Source organism: Bradyrhizobium sp. WBOS08 (genome assembly GCF_024585125.1).
Taxonomy (GTDB): Bacteria; Pseudomonadota; Alphaproteobacteria; order Rhizobiales; family Xanthobacteraceae; genus Bradyrhizobium; species Bradyrhizobium japonicum_B.
Map to the genome: position 1 here is coordinate 1,550,596 of NZ_CP028988.1, position 17,976 is coordinate 1,568,571.

At 64.6% G+C, this 17,976-nt stretch carries 16 protein-coding genes; 8 read left to right on the forward strand and 8 right to left on the reverse strand.

Features of this window, described 5'->3' with window-relative positions; translation table 11 throughout:
- The first annotated feature begins 98 nt into the window (after positions 1 to 98).
- The gene (locus DCM80_RS07495) at positions 99 to 827 is read left to right on the forward strand and encodes a CBS domain-containing protein (protein ID WP_028137655.1); all 729 of its coding nucleotides are present in this window, start codon (positions 99 to 101) and stop codon (positions 825 to 827) included.
- Positions 828 to 863: 36 nt separating this feature from the next.
- On the opposite strand, the gene DCM80_RS07500 is transcribed toward DCM80_RS07495, so the two are convergent.
- The 3 genes from DCM80_RS07500 to DCM80_RS07510 form a co-directional block, all read right to left on the reverse strand.
- Positions 864 to 1,322, reverse strand: coding sequence for a RidA family protein (locus DCM80_RS07500; RefSeq protein WP_257196397.1), 459 nt, complete (start codon positions 1,320 to 1,322; stop codon positions 864 to 866).
- 21 nt (positions 1,323 to 1,343) lie between these two features.
- Complete coding sequence (locus DCM80_RS07505; RefSeq protein ID WP_257196398.1) at positions 1,344 to 3,035, reverse strand: benzoate-CoA ligase family protein; 1,692 nt, start codon at positions 3,033 to 3,035, stop codon at positions 1,344 to 1,346.
- Positions 3,036 to 3,182: 147 nt separating this feature from the next.
- On the reverse strand, positions 3,183 to 3,701 hold the full coding sequence (locus DCM80_RS07510; RefSeq protein WP_257196399.1) for a MarR family winged helix-turn-helix transcriptional regulator: 519 nt from the start codon (positions 3,699 to 3,701) through the stop codon (positions 3,183 to 3,185).
- Between the two features lie 250 nt (positions 3,702 to 3,951).
- On the opposite strand from DCM80_RS07510, the gene DCM80_RS07515 reads away from it, so the two are divergent.
- Together DCM80_RS07515 and DCM80_RS07520 are read left to right on the forward strand one after the other, a co-directional pair.
- The gene (locus DCM80_RS07515) at positions 3,952 to 5,127 is read left to right on the forward strand and encodes an ABC transporter substrate-binding protein (RefSeq protein WP_257196400.1); all 1,176 of its coding nucleotides are present in this window, start codon (positions 3,952 to 3,954) and stop codon (positions 5,125 to 5,127) included.
- A 29-nt stretch (positions 5,128 to 5,156) separates the two neighbouring features.
- Positions 5,157 to 5,612, forward strand: a complete 456-nt coding sequence (locus tag DCM80_RS07520) for a cupin domain-containing protein (protein WP_247801388.1) — start codon at positions 5,157 to 5,159, stop codon at positions 5,610 to 5,612.
- A gap of 9 nt (positions 5,613 to 5,621) precedes the next feature.
- On the opposite strand, the gene DCM80_RS07525 is transcribed toward DCM80_RS07520, so the two are convergent.
- The 4 genes from DCM80_RS07525 to DCM80_RS07540 form a co-directional block, all read right to left on the reverse strand.
- On the reverse strand, positions 5,622 to 6,872 hold the full coding sequence (locus DCM80_RS07525; RefSeq protein ID WP_257196401.1) for a flavin-dependent oxidoreductase: 1,251 nt from the start codon (positions 6,870 to 6,872) through the stop codon (positions 5,622 to 5,624).
- Positions 6,873 to 6,923: 51 nt separating this feature from the next.
- Positions 6,924 to 9,275 (reverse strand): bifunctional salicylyl-CoA 5-hydroxylase/oxidoreductase, encoded by a 2,352-nt coding sequence (locus tag DCM80_RS07530; protein ID WP_257196402.1) that lies wholly within the window; start codon positions 9,273 to 9,275, stop codon positions 6,924 to 6,926.
- A 97-nt stretch (positions 9,276 to 9,372) separates the two neighbouring features.
- Complete coding sequence (locus tag DCM80_RS07535) at positions 9,373 to 10,209, reverse strand: enoyl-CoA hydratase family protein (protein WP_257196403.1); 837 nt, start codon at positions 10,207 to 10,209, stop codon at positions 9,373 to 9,375.
- A 27-nt stretch (positions 10,210 to 10,236) separates the two neighbouring features.
- Positions 10,237 to 10,998, reverse strand: coding sequence for an SDR family NAD(P)-dependent oxidoreductase (locus tag DCM80_RS07540; RefSeq protein WP_257196404.1), 762 nt, complete (start codon positions 10,996 to 10,998; stop codon positions 10,237 to 10,239).
- Positions 10,999 to 11,180: 182 nt separating this feature from the next.
- Here DCM80_RS07540 and DCM80_RS07545 point away from each other — a divergent pair, with 182 nt between their 5' ends.
- From DCM80_RS07545 to DCM80_RS07565, 5 genes are read left to right on the forward strand one after another with little or no spacing between them, the layout of a single operon-like run.
- Positions 11,181 to 11,996, forward strand: a complete 816-nt coding sequence (locus DCM80_RS07545; protein ID WP_373569389.1) for an alpha/beta fold hydrolase — start codon at positions 11,181 to 11,183, stop codon at positions 11,994 to 11,996.
- A 12-nt stretch (positions 11,997 to 12,008) separates the two neighbouring features.
- Entirely contained in the window at positions 12,009 to 13,298 is a 1,290-nt protein-coding gene (locus DCM80_RS07550; protein WP_257196406.1) for an acyl-CoA dehydrogenase family protein, read from the forward strand.
- Between the two features lie 2 nt (positions 13,299 to 13,300).
- On the forward strand, positions 13,301 to 14,827 hold the full coding sequence (locus DCM80_RS07555) for a class I adenylate-forming enzyme family protein (protein WP_257196407.1): 1,527 nt from the start codon (positions 13,301 to 13,303) through the stop codon (positions 14,825 to 14,827).
- Positions 14,824 to 15,912, forward strand: coding sequence for an NAD/NADP-dependent octopine/nopaline dehydrogenase family protein (locus DCM80_RS07560; RefSeq protein WP_257196408.1), 1,089 nt, complete (start codon positions 14,824 to 14,826; stop codon positions 15,910 to 15,912). The genes DCM80_RS07555 and DCM80_RS07560 overlap by 4 nt, the downstream gene beginning before the upstream one ends.
- 3 nt (positions 15,913 to 15,915) lie before the next feature.
- Entirely contained in the window at positions 15,916 to 16,908 is a 993-nt protein-coding gene (locus DCM80_RS07565) for a 3-hydroxybutyryl-CoA dehydrogenase (protein ID WP_257196409.1), read from the forward strand.
- Here DCM80_RS07565 and DCM80_RS07570 read toward each other — a convergent pair.
- The gene (locus tag DCM80_RS07570) at positions 16,905 to 17,951 is read right to left on the reverse strand and encodes a peptidase M29 (RefSeq protein WP_257196410.1); all 1,047 of its coding nucleotides are present in this window, start codon (positions 17,949 to 17,951) and stop codon (positions 16,905 to 16,907) included. The two genes, DCM80_RS07565 and DCM80_RS07570, sit on opposite strands and share 4 nt — an antisense overlap.
- Between the last annotated feature and the right edge of the window lie 25 nt (positions 17,952 to 17,976).

The window sequence follows — 17,976 nt, forward strand, 5'->3', positions numbered from 1 at the left end:
GTGAGGACGGGTTGTCCCCATTGACCTGAGTCAAGCCGCACCCGGGCGCCCGGGGTAGTTTTCGCGCATCGAAATTTGACAAGCCAGCGGAGTTGTCCATGCGCGCCCACCAGATCATGACCCGGTCGGTCATCTCGGTTACCCCCGACACCAGCATCGTCGAGGCGGCGAATATCATGCTGAAGCGGCATGTCAGCGGCCTCACGGTGGTCGACGAGACCGGCAAGCTGGTCGGCGTCGTCTCCGAAGGCGATTTCATCCGCCGCAGCGAAATCGGCACCGGGCGCAAGCGCGGACGCTGGTTGCGGTTCATCCTGGGTCCTGGCAAATCCGCCAGCGATTTCGTCCACGAGCACGGCCGCAAGGTCTCGGAAGTGATGACCGACACGCCCATCACCATCACGGAGGATACAGCGCTCGCCGAGATCGTCGACCTCATGGAGCGCAACAACGTGAAGCGGCTGCCCGTGGTGCGCGGCGACAAGGTCGTCGGGATCGTATCGCGAGCCAACCTGCTGCAGGCGGTGGCGGGGCTCGCCCGCGAGGTGCCGGATCCGACGGCGGACGACGATCACATTCGCAGCCGCATCATCGAGACCATGGAGAAGAACGACTGGTGCCCGTTCGGACTCAACGTCATCGTCCGTGACGGCATCGTTCACCTCAGCGGCGTCATCACCGAAGAGCGCACACGGCAGGCGGCGATCGTCGCAACGGAGAACGTCGAAGGCGTGAAGAAGGTGCACGACCATCTTTGCTGGGTGGACACCATGTCGGGCATCTATCTGAACTCGCCTGAGGACGACGAACTCGCCAAGGCGAGCTGAAAAGGTAGCTGACGAGGCGAGCCTGAGTCTGGGCGATCAGCGCGGAATGACGGCGGTGGCCTCGATCTCGACGCGAGCCGCCTTCTCGACGAGACGCACCACCTGCACCAGCGCCATCGCGGGATAATGGGTGCCAAAGATGGCACGGTAGACCTTGCCGAGCGCCTTCAGGTTGGACAGGTACTCGTCCATGTCGACGACGTACCAGGTCAGACGCACGAGGTGCTCGGGCCGCGCGCCGGCCTCGGCCAGGATCGCCGCGATGTTGCTCAAGGTCTGGCGCACTTGCGCAACGAAGCCGTCGGCGAGATGCTCCTCGGCGTCCCAGCCGATCACGCCGCCGGTGACGACGATGCGCCCTTCGGCGGCCATGCCGTTGGCATAGCCCTTCGGCATCGGCCAGCCCGACGGCTGGAGCACCTGCATCCGCGAACGGGTGCCATCCTCGGTGGCTGTCGGCAGCACCGCAAGCTGCGGGCCTTTCGGCGTCGTCACGGACAATTCGTCATCCTTTTCTCATTCCGCCGCGACGCCCGAGGACGTCACGGCGGCCTGCGCCAGTTGCCGCAGGGCAAAGCGCTTCAGTTTGCCGGTCTCGGTCTTCGGCAGTTGCGTCACGAACGCGATGGCCCGCGGATATTTGTATGGCGCGATCTCGCGTTTGACATGCTCCTGCAGCTCGGCCACGAGCTGAGCATCCGGCGTCACGCCGGGTGCAGCGACGACATAGGCCTTCACGATCATGCCGCGTGCCTCGTCGGGGGCGCCGACCACACCGCACTCGGCGACCGCCGGATGGGTGAGCAGGGCCGCTTCAACGTCCGTGCCAGCGATGTTGTAGCCGGAGGACACGATCATGTCGTCGGAGCGGGACTGGTACCAAAAATAGCCGTCGCTATCCATCAGATAGGTATCGCCGGTGATGTTCCAGCCGTTCTGGACGTACTTGCGCTGGCGCTCGTCGGCGAGATAGCGGCAACCGGTCGGCCCGCGCACCGCGAGCTTGCCCATCGTGCCCGGCGGCACGTCATGGCCGTCGTCATCGACGATCTTGGCCTCGTAGCCCGGCACGGGCTTTCCGGTGGCGCCGGGACGGATCTCATTCTCGGTTGCGCTGATGAAGATGTGCAGCAGCTCGGTCGAGCCGATGCCATCCATCAACTTGATGCCGGTGGCCTTGAGCCAGGCGTCGAAGGTCGGCTTGGGCAGAGTCTCACCGGCGGAGACGCATTTGCGCAGCGAGGAAATGTCGCGCCCGGCGAGCTTGCCGATCATGGCGCGATACGCCGTGGGTGCGGTGAAACAGACCGTGATCCTGTCCTGCTCGATCGCCGCCAGGATGTCGTCGGGCGTCGTCTTTTCCAGCACCACGAAGGAGGCGCCGATGTGCATCGGAAACAGCACGCCGCCGAATCCGAAGGTGAACGCGAGCGGCGCCGAGCCGACGAAGCGATCGGTCTGCTCGGCCCGCAGGATGTTGCGCGCATAGCCGTCGCAGACCGCGAGCATGTCGCGGTGGAAATGCATGGTGCCTTTGGGATCGCCTGTCGTGCCGGACGTAAAGGCGATCAGGCAGACGTCGGCGGCGGCGGTATCGACGGCTTCGAACTCCGGACTTGCGTCGGCGATGAGCGCTTCGAGCGAGTCCGCCGCGCCGTTGCCCCAATAAACGATACGCTTCAGATGAGGCGCGGCAGCCCTCGCCTTTTCCATTTCCTCGGCGAGCTTGCCGTCGCACAGCGCCAGCGCAATCTCCGCCTTCTGGATCGGATAAGACAGCTCCTTGGCGCGCAGCAGCGGCATCGTGGCCACGACTATGCCGCCGGCCTTGATCACCGCGAGATAGGTCGCAACCATCATCGGGTTGTTGGCAGAGCGCAGCAGCACCCGCCCGCCGGGGACGAGACCGAGCTTGCCGACCAGCACGTTAGCGATACGGTTCACGAGCGCCTGCAGCTCGCGATAGGTGTAGCTGATGGCGGGGCTGAGGACGCAGGGCGCATCCCCATGGCCCTGCTCGACCCAGCGGTCGAGGAAGTAGCTGACACAGTTCAATCGTGGCGGATAGTTCAGCTCCGGCCGCGTGAAGATGAAGTCGGGCCAGAGCTCGCGCGGCGGCAGATGCTGCTGCGCAAACGTATCGACATGGGCCGTGGCGGCGTTGCCGTCATGCGAGCCCGTGACTTGAACCTTGGCGGCGTTGGCCATCGCACGCTCCTTTCAGCATGGATTGCACCCGGCAGCACGATCTGGAAAACATTTTAGGCTTAAAACAATTCGGCGCAATAGTGGATTTTGGGCATCCCGTGCTTTTTCATGCGGCAAAAGGGATGGGGCGGCCCGCCGGCCCTGCGCTTACGGCCGGCGGCGCGCGGCCGATTTTTGCGCCGACGCCTTGGTCTTGGCGAGCAGCCGCATCAATTCGCGGACGTCCTTGGGCGAGAGGTCGGCGAACAGATCGGCGATCCAGGTCTCGTGTTCCGCAGCCATGCGGCGGAACTCGGCGCGACCGAGTTTCGTGAGGCGGATCACCTGGACACGGCGATCCGTTTCCGACGTGCGGCGGTCGAGATGACCGGACTCCACAAGGCGCTCGACCAGCCCGGTGACGTTGCCGTTCGACACCATCATGCGCTTGGAGACATCGGACAGCGTCATGCCGTCCGGGGCCTTGTCGAGTTGCGCCATCAGATCGAACCGGGGCAGCGTGACGTCGAACCGCTGCCGCAGCCGGCCGCGGACCTCGCCCTCGATCAGCGTCGTGCAGGTCAAAAGACGCAACCAGAGCCGCAGCTCGTCGGCGTGGTCTTCCGGCGTTTCGACGGCCTTGGTCTCGGAATCGAGCATCTCGGTGCAGTCACTCTCGGCGGGCATTGGCGCCGGCACGGATTCCCCAACATTTTGAGCTTCAAATAAATCGGAGCCGGCCGCAAGTCCAAAGCTGCAACAATCGACCGCAGCGGAATTTCTTTAGGCTTCAAATAATTGGCGCGCCCCTTGCATGCGCGCTGCCCGCAGGATGGCGATGGCTTGCGCGCTGCTTGCCGCGGCAGCCGTCATCGGCATAAGCTTGGATTGAAGTACGCGGCTTGCAGCGCAAGCCTCGATGTCACGGGGACAGATCATGAAGACTCAATTGACCTTGGCCGCAGCCGCCTTGCTGGTCGGCACCGCCCTCAATCCAGCCGTGGCGCAGGAGAAGATCAAGCTGGGCGTGGTGGTGACCCTGTCGGGACCCGCCGCTGCGCTGGGTCAACAGGTTCGCGACGGCTTTGCGCTCGCGGTGAAGGATCTCGGCGGCAAGATGGGCGGCCGCGATGTCGAGGTGATCGTTGCGGATGACGAGCTCAAGCCGGATGCGGCGGTGACCAAGGTCAAGGGGCTTCTCGAGCGCGACAAGGTCGACTTCGTGGTCGGCCCGATCTTCTCCAACATCCTGCAGGCGATCCACCGGCCTATCACGGAATCGAAAACCTTCCTGATCAGCCCCAATGCCGGTCCGTCGACCTTCGCCGGCAAGGACTGCAACCCGTTCTTCTACGTGACTTCGTACCAGAACGACCAAGTGCACGCGATCCTCGGCAAGGTCGCGCAGGATCGCGGCTACAAGCGCATGTACCTGATGGTGCCGAACTATCAGGCCGGCAAGGATTCGGTGGCGGGCTTCAAGCTCGACTACAAGGGCGAGATCGTCGAGGAATCCTACATGCCGCTGAACACGCTGGATTTCCAGCCGGAGCTGTCCAAGATCGCCTCACAGAAGCCCGATGCGCTGTTCACGTTCATGCCCGGCGGTCTCGGCGTCAATCTCGTCAAGCAGTACCGGCAGGCCGGCCTCGCCGACAGCATTCCGGTGCTCTCGGCGTTCACGGTGGATGAATCGACCCTGCCGGCCCAGCAAGATGCCGCCGTCGGCATGTTTGGCGGTGCGAACTGGGCACCCAATCTCGACAATCCCCAGAACAAGAAGTTCGTGGCGTCCTACGAGGCCGCCTACAATGTCGTGCCCGGCACCTACGCCTTCCAGGCCTATGACGCCGCGATGCTGATCGACAGCGCGGTCAAGGCCGTGAAGGGCGATCTGTCGAACAAGGCAGCGGTCCAGGCGGCGCTGAAGAAGGCCGACTTCACCTCGCTGCGCGGCACCTTCAAGTTCAACACCAACGGCTATCCGATCCAGGACTTCTATCTGACCAAGGTGGCCAAGCGTCCCGACGGCAAGTTCCAGACCGAGATCGTGCAGAAGGTCTTCGAGAATTACGGCGACCGTTATGCCAAGGACTGCAAGGCGGCGAACTAAGCGGCGTACTGCGTTAAGGGAGGACTGCAATGAAGAGCGAAATCACCGGCATCACACGGGCCAATGAAGGCATCCAGGGCATCTCCTGGAACATCCTCGGCCAGACCTATGTGCCGAAAAGCTATGCCGAGCACAGCTTCTCCTGGCATGCGACGCTGCCGCCGGGCACGTTCGTGCCGCCGCACATCCATCCCGACCAGGACGAGTATCTCTACATGCTGGAGGGCAAGCTCGATTTCATGCTGGGCAATTCGGAGTCGCAGGCCACCGCAGGCGATCTGATCCGGCTCGGCATGGGTGTCCCGCACGGCATCTTCAACAAGTCGGAGCAGACCGCCAAAGTGCTGTTCTGGGTCTCGCCGAGCCGCAAGCTGTTCGACCTGTTCTGGGGCCTTCACAACATGAAGGAGCAGAAGCCGGAGGACGTGGTGGCGTTGGCGGCCGAGTTCAACATCCACTTCCTGCCGCCGCCGCCCGGCGGCTAGCGGCGCGGTTCAGGCGCGCACCGCCGCGAGTCCCGGCACGGCGGCGAAACCGGCCTTGGCGGCATAGCCGCGCACGATGGCCTCGCGCTGGGAATAGCTCAGCACATTGTCGACATTGTCGAAGCCATCAGGGGCGAGCTGCTCGACGGCGTCGATGACGCCCTCGGGGCCGCCGCGCCGGTTGGAGCGAACGATATCGGCCGTCATCGGCAGGCGCTTCTTCTCATACTCGAGCAACGCCTGGCGCGGATGCTCGGCGCGCACCAGCGCGTCGGCAAGGCAGCGCGCATCGAGGATCGCCTGCGAGGCGCCGTTGGAGCCGACGGGATACATGGGATGCGCGGCATCGCCGAGCAGCGTGACCCGTCCGGACGACCAGTAAGGCAGGGGATCGCGGTCGCAGGTCGGATATTCGTAGAATTCGGGTGTCGCCGCGATCAGGCTCTTCACGTCGATATAGGGCACCGAGAAGCGCGCGACGTGCGGCATCAGCTCCTCGCGGCGGCCCGGCCGTGACCAGTCCTCCTTGCGCGGCGGCGGGGCGTTACCCTCCCCGACCTTCACCAGTACGGCCCAATTGGTCAGGCGGCTGGCCGGGCTCGATCCTTCCGCGATCGGATAGATCACCACCTTGGCATTGAGACCGCCGGCCACGATCATCGATTTGCCGGTCAGGAACAGCGGCCAGTCGCGCGCGCCGCGCCACAGCATCAGGCCGTTCCAGCACGGCGGTCCCTCGTTCGGGAACAGCGTCTCGCGGACGCGGGAATGGATGCCGTCGGCGCCGATCAGAATGTCGCCGCGCGCGGTGTGAATGTGCGCGCCAGCGCGATCGAAGAAATAGGCTGTGACGCCGCCCTCGTCCTGTGTGAACGCGCCCAGCCGGCAGCCGGTGTGGATGGCATCGGCCCCAAGCCGTTCCTCGACGGCGCGGTGGATGACGCCTTGGAGGCGGCCGCGGTGGATCGAGAATTGCGGCACGTCGTGGCCGGCGTCGATGCCGCGGGCTTCGCGCCAGACCTCCTGACCATGGCGGTTGAGATAATAGAGCTGGTCGGTGCGAACAGCGACGTCATCGAGCTTCTGGAGCAAACCGAGACCGGCGAGTTCCCGCATGGCGTGCGGCAACGTGTTGATGCCGACCCCCAGCTCGCGAATGGTGTCGGCCTGCTCGAAAATCTCGCAGTCGAGGCCGCGCGACCGCAACATCAATGCCGTGGTGAGACCACCGATACCGCCACCGACGATAATCGCCTTCATCGCCCTTACTCCACTCGAAACACAGGCAATGGGTTAACGTCGCACGGGCGGTCACTCCGCCGCAAGCGGGTTTGTCGCCTCCGCCTTGAGCTCGGCCCGGGTCTTGGGCTTAGCCTTAATTCTCAGCTCCTCGAGGTCCTGCCGGTCGCGCACGCTGTTGCGGAAAATTTGCTCTTTTCCCGGCAGATATTGCGGCGGACAGAACGCCCCATCTGCGCCGTACCAGGCCGCCGCCTTCATGGTGAAGAACGGATCGACCAGATGCGGCCGGCCGAGCGCGACGAGATCCGCCCGGCCGGCTGCCAGGATCGTATTGGCCTGATCCGCCGTCGTGATGTTGCCGACGCACATCGTCGCCACCCGCGCCTCGTTGCGAACCTGATCCGAGAACGGAGTCTGGAACATGCGGCCGTAGACCGGCTGCGCATCGCGGACGGTCTGTCCCGTCGAGACGTCGACGAGATCGACGCCGGCTTCGGCGAAAGCGCGTGCAATTGCCACGGCATCGTCGCCGGTGATACCGCCTTCAGCCCAGTCGGTCGCGGAAATACGAACCGACATCGGCTTATGCTTCGGCCATACAGCCCGCAGTGCTTCGAAGATTTCGAGCGGGAACCGCAGACGGTTCTCGAGCGAGCCGCCATATTCGTCCGTGCGGGTGTTCGTCAGTGGCGAGATGAAGCTCGCGAGCAGGTAGCCGTGGGCGCAATGCAGCTCGAGCATGTCGAAGCCGCAGCGCTCGCCGCGCTCGGCCGCCGCAACGAACGCTTCCCTCACCGCGTTCATGCCGGCGCGGTCGAGCTCGCGCGGAACCTGACTGTCGGGAAAATAGGGCAGCGGCGATGCCGAGACCACGTCCCAGCCGCCCTCCTCCAAGGGACGGTCCATCCCGTCCCACATCAGCTTGGTCGCGCCCTTGCGGCCGGCGTGGCCGAGTTGCAGGCAGATCTTTGCAGCCGAATTGCCGTGGACGAAATCCACGATGCGCCGCCAAGCGGCTTCCTGCTCGTCGTTCCACAATCCGGCGCAGCCGGGCGTGATGCGGGCATCGCGGCTGACGCAGGTCATCTCGGTGAAGATGAGGCCGGCACCGCCGATCGCACGCGAGCCATAGTGCACGAGGTGGAAATCGGTCGGCACGCCCTCCTTCGCCGAGTACATGCACATCGGCGACATCACGGCGCGATTGGCGATCTCCATCTCGCGCAGCCGGAACGGCTGAAACAACGGCACCGCGGGCTTTTGGGTGTCGACCTCAAAGCCGCTGTCGCGAACCTGTCTGGCAAACGACTTCTCCACCTCGGCCACGAAATCGGGCGCGCGAAGCCTGAGGTTGTCGTAGGTGATCGCCTTCGATCGCGTCATCACGCCGAAGGCAAACTGCACGGGGTCGAAATCCCAGAAGCGGTCGACGTGCTCGAACCAGACCAGCGACACGTCGGCGGCGTGCTGGGTCTTCTCGACCTCCTCGCGGCGGCCGTGCTCGTAAATGTCGAGTGCGGCCTTGATGTCCGGGGCCCTCTCCATCGCTTCGGCAAGCGCGATCGCGTCTTCCATCGCGAGCTTGGTGCCGGAGCCGATCGAGAAATGCGCGCTCGCCTTGGCATCGCCAAGCAGCACCATGTTGTCCTTGACCCAGCGCTTGCTGCGGATCATCGGGAAATTGCGCCACATCGAGCGATTGGTGAGGAGCTTGTGCCCATCGAGGAACCAGCCGAAGATCTCGGCCATCCGCGCGGCGGACTGCGTCTCGTCCAGTTCTGTCAGGCCGGCGCGCTCGAACGTGTCGGGATCGGTCTCGAAGATCCAGGTCGAGTGTCCGGCCTCATACTGATAGGCGTGGGCGATGAACGGCCCCCACTCGGTTTCCTGGAAGATGAAGGTGAAGGCGTCGAGCGGCCTGGTCGAGCCCATCCAGGCGAACTTGTTGGTACGCAGATCGACTTCCGGCTCGAAATGATCGACATATTTCTCGCGGAAGCGGCTGTTGATGCCGTCGGCGATCAGCACCAGGTCGGCATCGGCGAAGCGAGCTTCGTCCTCGATGTCCACCTCGAAGTGGAGGACGACCCCGAGCTCGCGCGCCCGCTCCTGCAGGATCAGAAGCAGCTTGCGCCGGGAGCAGCCGCAGAAGCCGTTGCCGCCGACCCGGTGCACGGTGCCGCGAAAATGCACCGCGATATCGTCCCAGTACGCGAACTCCTGGGTGATGCGGCGATAGCTCGGCGGATCATGCTTTTCGAAATTGTCCAGCGTGGCATCCGAGAACACCACGCCGAAGCCGAAGGTATCGTCGGCCCGGTTGCGCTCATACACGGTGATATCGGCGCCGGGGCGCTGCTTCTTGAGCAGGATCGCAGCATAGAGACCCGCAGGTCCGCCACCGATGATCGCGACTTTCATGGGAGCCTCGCCAATTCACCCGGCCATGAAAGTATTTTAAGCCTAAAATAACTTCGCGCAAGTCCCCGTTACTGGCGAGGTCACAGGCTGACCGGCCCTAGTCGCCTCGGAAGACCGGCTTGACCTTGTTGGCGAAGGCCTCGAAGGCACGCTCGAAATCGGCTGTGGTCATGCACAGCGCCTGGGCAACGGCCTCCGCCTCGATCGCTTCCTCGACAGACATGGCCCATTCCATCGCCAGCATCCGCTTGGTCATGGTGTTGGCGAAGGTCGGCCCTTCCGCGATCTGCTTGGCCAGGACCTGCGCCTGGGGCAGCACCTGCTCCGGCGTGACGATGCGACTGAAGAAGCCCCAGCGCTCGCCCTCCTCCGCGGTCATGAAGCGGCCGGTGTAAAGCAGCTCGGAGGCGCGCGACTGTCCGATGATCCGTGGCAGGATCGCGCAGGCGCCCATGTCGCAGCCAGCCAGCCCCACCTTGTTGAAGAGAAAGGCCACCTTGGACCCACTTGCCGCCAGGCGCATGTCCGAGGCCATGGCGACGATCGCACCAGCGCCGGCACAGATGCCCTCGACGGCGGCGACGATCGGCTGCGGGCAGGCCCGCATCGCCTTGACGAGGTCGCCGGTCATCCGCGTGAAGGCGGTCAGCCCCTTGGTATCCATCTTCACCAACGGGCCGATGATCTCGAACACGTCGCCGCCCGAGGAGAAATTGCCGCCGGCGCCGGTGACGACAATGGATTTGACCTCGTCGTCGAAGGCGCAGGCGCGGAAGAAGTCGGTCAGTTCCCGGTAGCTTTCGAACGTCAAGGGATTCTTCCGTTCGGGCCGGTTGAGCGTGACCGTCGCAACGCCGTCGACCACGGCCAGCAGGAAATGCTGCGGCGAGTAATCCGCGAGCGGCACGGTGACGGGATTGGCTGGTCTGCTCATGCGATCTCCTTGGTATGTCTGTCCGCGCTAGATTTCGCCGCCCGCAACTGCGATGGCCTGCCCAGTGATCGCGCTGGCGCCTTGGCCGCACAGCCAAAGCACGGCGTCCGCCACCTCTTCAGGCGCGATCAGGCGCCCTTGCGGATTGTGCCTGGCAAGCTCGGCGATCGCCTGCTCGCGGCTTCGTCCGGTCTTCTTCATGATGTTGTCGATGCTGCCGGCGACGAGGTCCGTGTCGGTAAAACCTGGGCAAACCGCGTTCACGGTCACGCTGCTGCCGGCGAGTTCGAGCGCAAGCGAACGAACCAGCCCGATCGCAGCGTGCTTGGCCGCTACGTATGCGCTGACATAGGCATAGCCCTTGAGGCCCGCGGTCGACGCAATCACGACGATACGGCCATAGGGGCGATCCTTCATGCCCGGCAGCACGCCGTGGATGGAATGAACCACGCCCATGAAATTGATGTCCATCATGCGCGCGAACAGGGCACTGTCCGATTTCGCGAATGGCGCGGATTCGGCGCTGCCCGCATTGGCAATCAGGATATCGATCGGCCTTCGCGCATGGGCCTCGGCAATGGCGGCCTTCAAGACCGTCTCGTTCGCGACGTCGGCGACCGCGGCGAAATGCGCGGCGCCATCATTGATCGCCTCCTCGAGGACCTGGGCATTCCGGCCGATGATCGTCACGGTCGCGCCGGCGCCGACGAGAGCCGCCGCGATCGCGCGGCCGATGCCGCGGCCTCCGCCGGTCACCAGCGCGTGCGGCGAGTGAGGCAATCCGGACATGCGCTGGCTCCCTCGGATCTGTGACCGTTGCACCGATATATTTTAACCTTCAAACTTTTGCAACGAAGGCGCAGAATCCATGCGACGGAGGCCGGCCCGGAAATTGCTTTAAGTGTAAAATTATCGCTTCCCATCCCCGAAAGGCCTGTTAGCATCGATGGGGGCAAGCAAGAGGATGTCGCGTGCCGCAGCCTGGGCCAATGATAACAGAGGACGGACGCTTCGCCTATGAAGCCGCGGGCGATCCCAATGCGATCCCTCTGATCTTCCTGCATGGCATCGGGGGCGCGGCGCGAGCCTGGCGACGGCAGCTGGCTACGTTCGGCGACCGCTTTCGCGCCATCGCGTGGGACATGCCGGGCTATGGCGGTTCGGCACCGCTCGCGAGCGTCAGCATCGCTGCCCTGGCGGACGCGCTCCAGCAATTCATCGCGCAGCTCGGTGCCACCAGACCCATCCTGGTCGGTCACTCGATCGGCGGCATGATCGTCCAGAAACGGCTCGTGCGATCTCCCAAACTGGCGCGCGCGGTCGTGCTGGCGCAGACCAGCCCTGCCTTCGGCAAGGCCGACGGCGACTGGCAGAAATCGTTCATCGCGGCGCGGCTCGGCCCGCTCGATCGCGGCGAGACGATGCAGTCGCTGGCGCCCTCGCTGGTGAAAGAGCTGGTCGGCGACGATCCGGATCCTGCGGGAATGGAGCTTGCGCGCGAATGCATGGGGAGCGTACCCGAGGCAAGCTATCGCGCCATGATGCTCGCTCTCATCGGCTTCGATCAGCGCAGCACGCTCAAGGATATCTCGGTCCCCACTCTGCTGCTATCCGGTTCCAAGGACAATAACGCGCCGGCGCCAATGATGGCGAAGACGGCGACCTACATCCCGGGGGCCGAATACGTCGAGCTTCCCGGCGTCGGCCATCTCGCCAACCTCGAGCGGCCTGATGCGTTCGACGAGGCCCTCGGCCGTTTTCTGAATTCCATTACGACCAAAGCGTAAGGTGACTGCGCAATGACCATGCAAGTCAGCAAGACCCTCGGCACGACTGACAAGGTCGCGCTGGATGCGCCGATCTTCGATCCCGTCGCGTTCCGCCTGAGCGAGGAGCAGGCCGGCATCATCGCCCGTGCAAGGGAGATCGGGCAGACCGTGTTTTCCGATCGCGCCGCCACATACGATCGCGAGGCAATCTTCCCGACCGAGAATTATCGCGACCTGCATCGCGTCGGTCTGCTCGGCATTGCCGTTCCTAAGAAGCACCGCGGGCTTGGCGCGAACTACCAGACCTACGCTCTGGCAGCCGCCGAGATCGGCCGCTATTGCGGCGCGACCGCGCTGACCTGGAACATGCATGTCTGCTCCACTCTTTGGTCGGGCCCCCTCGCCGATGATCTCGACATGGACGCGGAGACCCGCGCCGAGCACGAACGGAGACGCTCGATCCACTACAAGCGGATCGTCGAGGACGGGGCGATCTATTCGCAACCCTTCTCCGAGGGTGGCGCGGCAGCCGCCGGCGGCGTCGCGTTCGGCACCGAGGCGAAGCCCGTGGAAGGCGGCTGGATCGTCAACGGCAAGAAGATTTTTGCGTCGCTCTCGGGCCACGCCGACTATTACGGCGTGCTCTGCACCGAGATCGAGGAAGGTGAGAAGGCGTCTCGCCGCAACACGCTTTACCTCGCCATCTCGGCCAAGTCGGAAGGCGTCTCGGTCGTCGGCGACTGGGATCCGCTCGGCATGCGCGGAACGGTGTCGCGCACGCTGCTGTTCAAGGACGTGTTCGTCCCGGAGGATTCTGCGCTGATGCCGCGCGGCGTCTATTTCCAGGCCGCGATGCGCTGGCCGCACATGTTCCTGACGCTGTCGCCGACTTATATGGGCTTGGCTCAAGCCGCCTACGACTTCACCGTGCGTTATCTGCGCGGCGAGGTGCCGGGCATGCCGCCGGTCAAGCGCCGGATGTATCCGACCAAGCAGATCGCTGTCGCGCAGATGCAGATCAAGCTCGAGCAGATCAAGGCGATCTGGTTCCAGGCCGTCACCGAGGCCTGCGCCAATCCGAGCAAGGAACAGGTGTTACGGGCCTATGCCGCACAATACTCGGTGATGGAGGGCGCCAATGAACTCGCCGCGCTCGCGATCCGGACCTGCGGCGGCCAGGCCATGCTGCGCTCGCTGCCGCTGGAGCGGATCTATCGCGACAGCCGCTGCGGCTCGCTGATGCTGCCCTGGACGGCCGAGCTTTGCCTCGACCGGATCGGGCGCGAGGCGCTGTACGAGGCCGGCGAGACGGACGACTGACGGTGGATCTCTGCAGTCTGATCGATCGCAACGCGGCGTTCTCGCCAGACAAGACGGCCATTGTCTTCGAAGACGAACGGCTGAGCTATGCCACGTTCGCCGCGCGCATCGAGCGGACCGCGACGGCGTTGAAGCAGGAACTCGGCGTCGGTCGCGGCGACCGGGTCGCGATCCTCAGTCTGAACCGGCCGGATTATCTGGTTCTGCTCTACGCCTGCGCGCGGCTGGGGGCGATGCTGGTGCCGCTGAACTGGCGGCTCGCCGTCGCGGAGCAAGTCTTCATTCTCACCGATGCAGGCGCCAAAGTGCTGGTGCTCGAACGCGCCTTCGAGGGCGTGCTCTCCGAGCTTATGCCGGGGACAGCCGTCGTCGGCCTCGACTTCGCACCGCCTCGCGGCACAACCTTCGAAGGCCTGCTGACGCGCGGCGACGGCACCGGCCGCAACCCGCACACCGATCTCTCCTGTCCGCTGCTGATCGTCTATACGTCAGGAACGACCGGACGGCCCAAAGGCGCGGTGCTGCGCCAGGAGGCGCTGTTCTGGAACGGCGTCATGAGCCAGCATATGCACAACATGACGTCGGACGATCATGTGCTGACCGTGCTGCCGTTCTTCCACGTCGGTGGTCTCAACATCCAGACCACGCCGGCGCTGCAGCTGGGTGCGACCGTCACGATTCACGCGCGCTTTGCGCCGGATACCGCGCTTGAAGCCATCGAACGAGAACGGCCGACACTGACGGTGATGGTGCCTGCGATCATCCAGGCCGTGAGCGAGCATCCCGCATGGACGAGCACCGATCTTTCGTCACTCAGGGCCGTCGCCACCGGCTCGACCATCGTGCCGCCGCACCTGATCGAGCGTTTCGTCGCCCGGGGCGTTCCCGTGCTCCAGGTCTACGGCTCGACCGAGACCTGCCCCATCGCCATCTACACGCGGCTTGGCGGCGATCTGTCGCGCACGGGATCGACCGGCCTCGCCGGCCTGTGCTGCGAAGCCAAGGTGGTCGATCATTCCGGCAGCGAAGTAGCGGCAGGCACGCCGGGCGAGATCGCGGTGCGTGGACCCAACGTGTTCTTCGAATATTGGGGCAACGAAGCCGCAACGCGCGATGCATTGCACGACGGCTGGTACCGCACCGGCGATATCGGCCTGTGCGACGCCGATGGCTATTTCTGGGTCCGCGACCGCAAGAAGAACATGATCATTTCTGGCGGCGAGAACGTCTATCCGGCCGAGGTCGAGCGCGTCCTGCTCGAACATCCCGATGTCAGCGAATGCGCCGTGATCGGCAGGCCAGATCCGCGCTGGGACGAGGTCCCCATCGCTTACGTGATCCGGAGATCCGGCTCTCCACTCGAAGCGGATGAACTCAGAACACATATCCAGGCGCAACTCGCACGGTACAAGGTGCCGCGCGACATCGTCTTCGTCACCGACCTGCCGCGCACGGCGCTCGGCAAGGTCCAGCATTTCCTGCTGAAGCAGCTTGATGCGCAGTCGCGCGCGCAGGGAGAAGCATCTTGAAGATTGCAGTTCTGGGTGGGGGAAACGGCTCTTTCGCGGCCGCGGGCGATTTTGCGCTATCGGGACACGAGGTGCGGCTTTGGCGCCGCGATGCCGACCAGGTCGCGGCGCATCGCGCCGCCGGCTCGCGCATCCTGGTGAAGGATCACAACGGCCGCCACGACGTGACGCTCGCGTTGGTCACGGCCGACATCGCCGAGGCCGTCGGCGGCACTGAGCTGATCCTGTGCCCCGCTCCTGCCTTCGCGCAAGCAGATATCGCTCGCCTGCTTGCCCCGCATTTGCGCGATGGCCAGGTCGTCTTCTTGCCGCCGGCGACGTTCGGCTCGATGATCTTCGCCCAGGCCGCGCGGGACGCCGGTAACCGCGCCAAGGCGAGCTTTGCCGAAACCGGCACGCTGCCCTGGCTGACGCGCAAGCACGGACCGTTCGAAGTCGCCATCACCATCCGCGCCAAACGTCTACCGGTCGGTGTGTTCCCGCTCGACCAAGCGCCTTACGCCCTCGATGTGATCGGGCGGGCTTTCCCCGAGGCGATCGAACCGTGCGGAGACGCATTGTCCGGCGCGCTGATGAATGCCGGCCCAATCATCCATCCGCCGCTGATCGTGATGAACGCCGGCCCGATCGAGCACTTCGAGAGATGGGATATCCACAAGGAAGGCACGCAAGCCGCGATCCGGCGGGTCACGGATGCGCTCGACGCCGAGCGGATTGCCGTGCGCGAGGCGCTCGGCTATGGCGCGCCACATTTCCCGCTCGCTCATCATTACGCGAGGGAAGGCGAGATCTGGATGTATGGCCGCGGCTCGCATGACCGCCTGACCGATTCCGGCGACTGGCGCGAACGGATCGTGCTGACCGAGCATCGCTACATGCGCGAGGATCTGCGGCTCGGGCTGTCGCTGCTGGTCTCCGTCGCGGGCCTGGCCGGCGTTGCCACTCCTTTGGCGAAAGCGTTCCTGTCGATCGGCGGCGCGGTCTGCGGCGAGGATTTTTCGCAGGGTGGCCGAACGCTCAAGACATTGGGGCTCGACAATCTCGGCAAGGCTGAATTGCAGACGCTGCTTCGCAATGGATTCTGAACGATGACAAGTCGCGCCAATATCGCCTGTCTCGGCGCTGGCCGCATGGGGCGCGGCATTGCCGTCGCGTTCGCCTATGCTGGACACAAGGTCACGATGATCGATGTCAAGGCGCGCTCCGCGGAGGAGTTCGCCAAGCTGGAGGCGGACGCGCTGGGTGAAGTCGGCAAGACCTTTGCCAGCCTGTCGAAGCTGGGAATGCTGACCGGAGCGGATGTCGGCCCGCTGATCGCGCGGGTCTCGGTGGTGCCCGCCAGCCAGAGGGGCGCAGCACTATCCGACGCCGGCATGGTCTTCGAGGGCGTCCCGGAAGTCGTCGAGCTCAAGCGGGAGGTGCTCGGGGCGGCTTCAAGGCAGGTCGGACCTGACACGATCATTGCATCGACCACATCGACGATTCTCGTCGACGATCTCTCAGGCGCGATCGTAAATCCCCGCCGCTTTCTCAACGTGCACTGGCTCAATCCAGCCTACCTCATTCCGCTTGTCGAGGTTTCACCTGGGAAGGCCACCGACCCCGCCATCATCGACGAGGTCAAGAGCCTGCTCGAAGGCATCGGCAAGGTGCCGGTGGTCTGCGCGGCGACGCCCGGCTTCATCGTGCCGCGCATCCAGGCGCTGGCAATGAACGAGGCCGCGCGCATGGTCGAGGAGGGCGTCGCCAGCGCGGAAGAGATCGACAAGGCGATCCGCTACGGCTTCGGCTTCCGCTATGCCGTGCTCGGCCTGCTCGAATTCATCGATTGGGGCGGTGGCGACATCCTCTACTACGCGAGCCGCTATCTCGAGGGCGCGCTCGGCAGCGACCGCTATCGGGCGCCGGACGTCATTTCCCGCAACATGCATGAGGGCCGCATCGGCCTGCGCACCGGCGCCGGCTTCCTCGATTATTCGGGGATGGACGTCGACGCCTATCGCGCGAAGCGCCTGCAGGCCATGGTGGATTTGCTCCGCCACTTCGATCTGGCACGTCCGCCGGTGCTCGATCCCGACTAGCCGAAGACGTCCTGAAGCACGCCTTCCCGGACCACCGCAACGCCGTCGAGCTCGATCGTCGTTCCCATCATCGGCAGGTCGAAATGACCCGCCGTGTAGCGGCCGGCGAATTCGTTCGCGCCGGTCGAGAACAGGAAATTGCCGGAGACGGCCCGGATCTCCGTGCCGTTGGTGTCGCGCTGGTCGTACATCGAGAGCGCCTCATAACGCGCACCGGGGTTCATGCCGAAGCCGACATGCGAGACCGCATAGGCCTCGCGATCGCCCCAGGCTGCGAGATAGGCGCGCATCATCGCGGCATCGGTGCCCTCCCCCTCCAGCTCGACGACATAATCGTCCTTCAGGGTCATCTTCACGGCCGACGTCAGGTAACGCTTGAACGTGAGATTGATGTCGCCCGGCGCCATCACCAGCGTGCCGTTGATCGTCCCGCTCTTGGGAAAGCTGACGACGATGCCGCCGGGCCAATGCGCCAGCGTACCGGGCTTGTCGGTCCAGCCCCACACACCGACCGTGGACGCGCCGACCATATCGACGTCGAGCGCCGTGCCGGCCTTCGAGGTCACGCGCATCCGCTTGGTTCCCCGCAGCAACTTCGCCGCGGCCCGAACGCGCTTCTCGAGCGCGGAATCCGGCACCATCCGCTCCAGCGCCTCGGGGTGCTCGTTGGAGATCACCAAAATCCGCGCGCCGGCCTTGAGGATCTCCGGCGTCTCCACCGCGTGCATCAGGCCTTCAACGGTGCAATCCACCACGAAGCCCGCCTGCTGCAGGGCGGCGATGACCGGACCAAGCTTCTGGATCGCCTCGCTCGCGCCGGTGGAGCGAACCGGAACGATGTTCCGGTTGCGCGGCGTCGGCATCACCACGTGAAACGGCCGCGCGCCCATGCGCAGCAGCGCGAGCTCCGCCAGATGAACGTTCAGCGCCCGCGACTGCGTCTCCGACAGGATCGCCGCAGTATCGCCGGCCTTGACAGCACATCGCTCGAAAATCTCGCAAAATGCGTCGATCCATTTTGCCTCGATGCGGTCAGCCAGCATGGGTCACTCCCGGTCTTGTTTATTC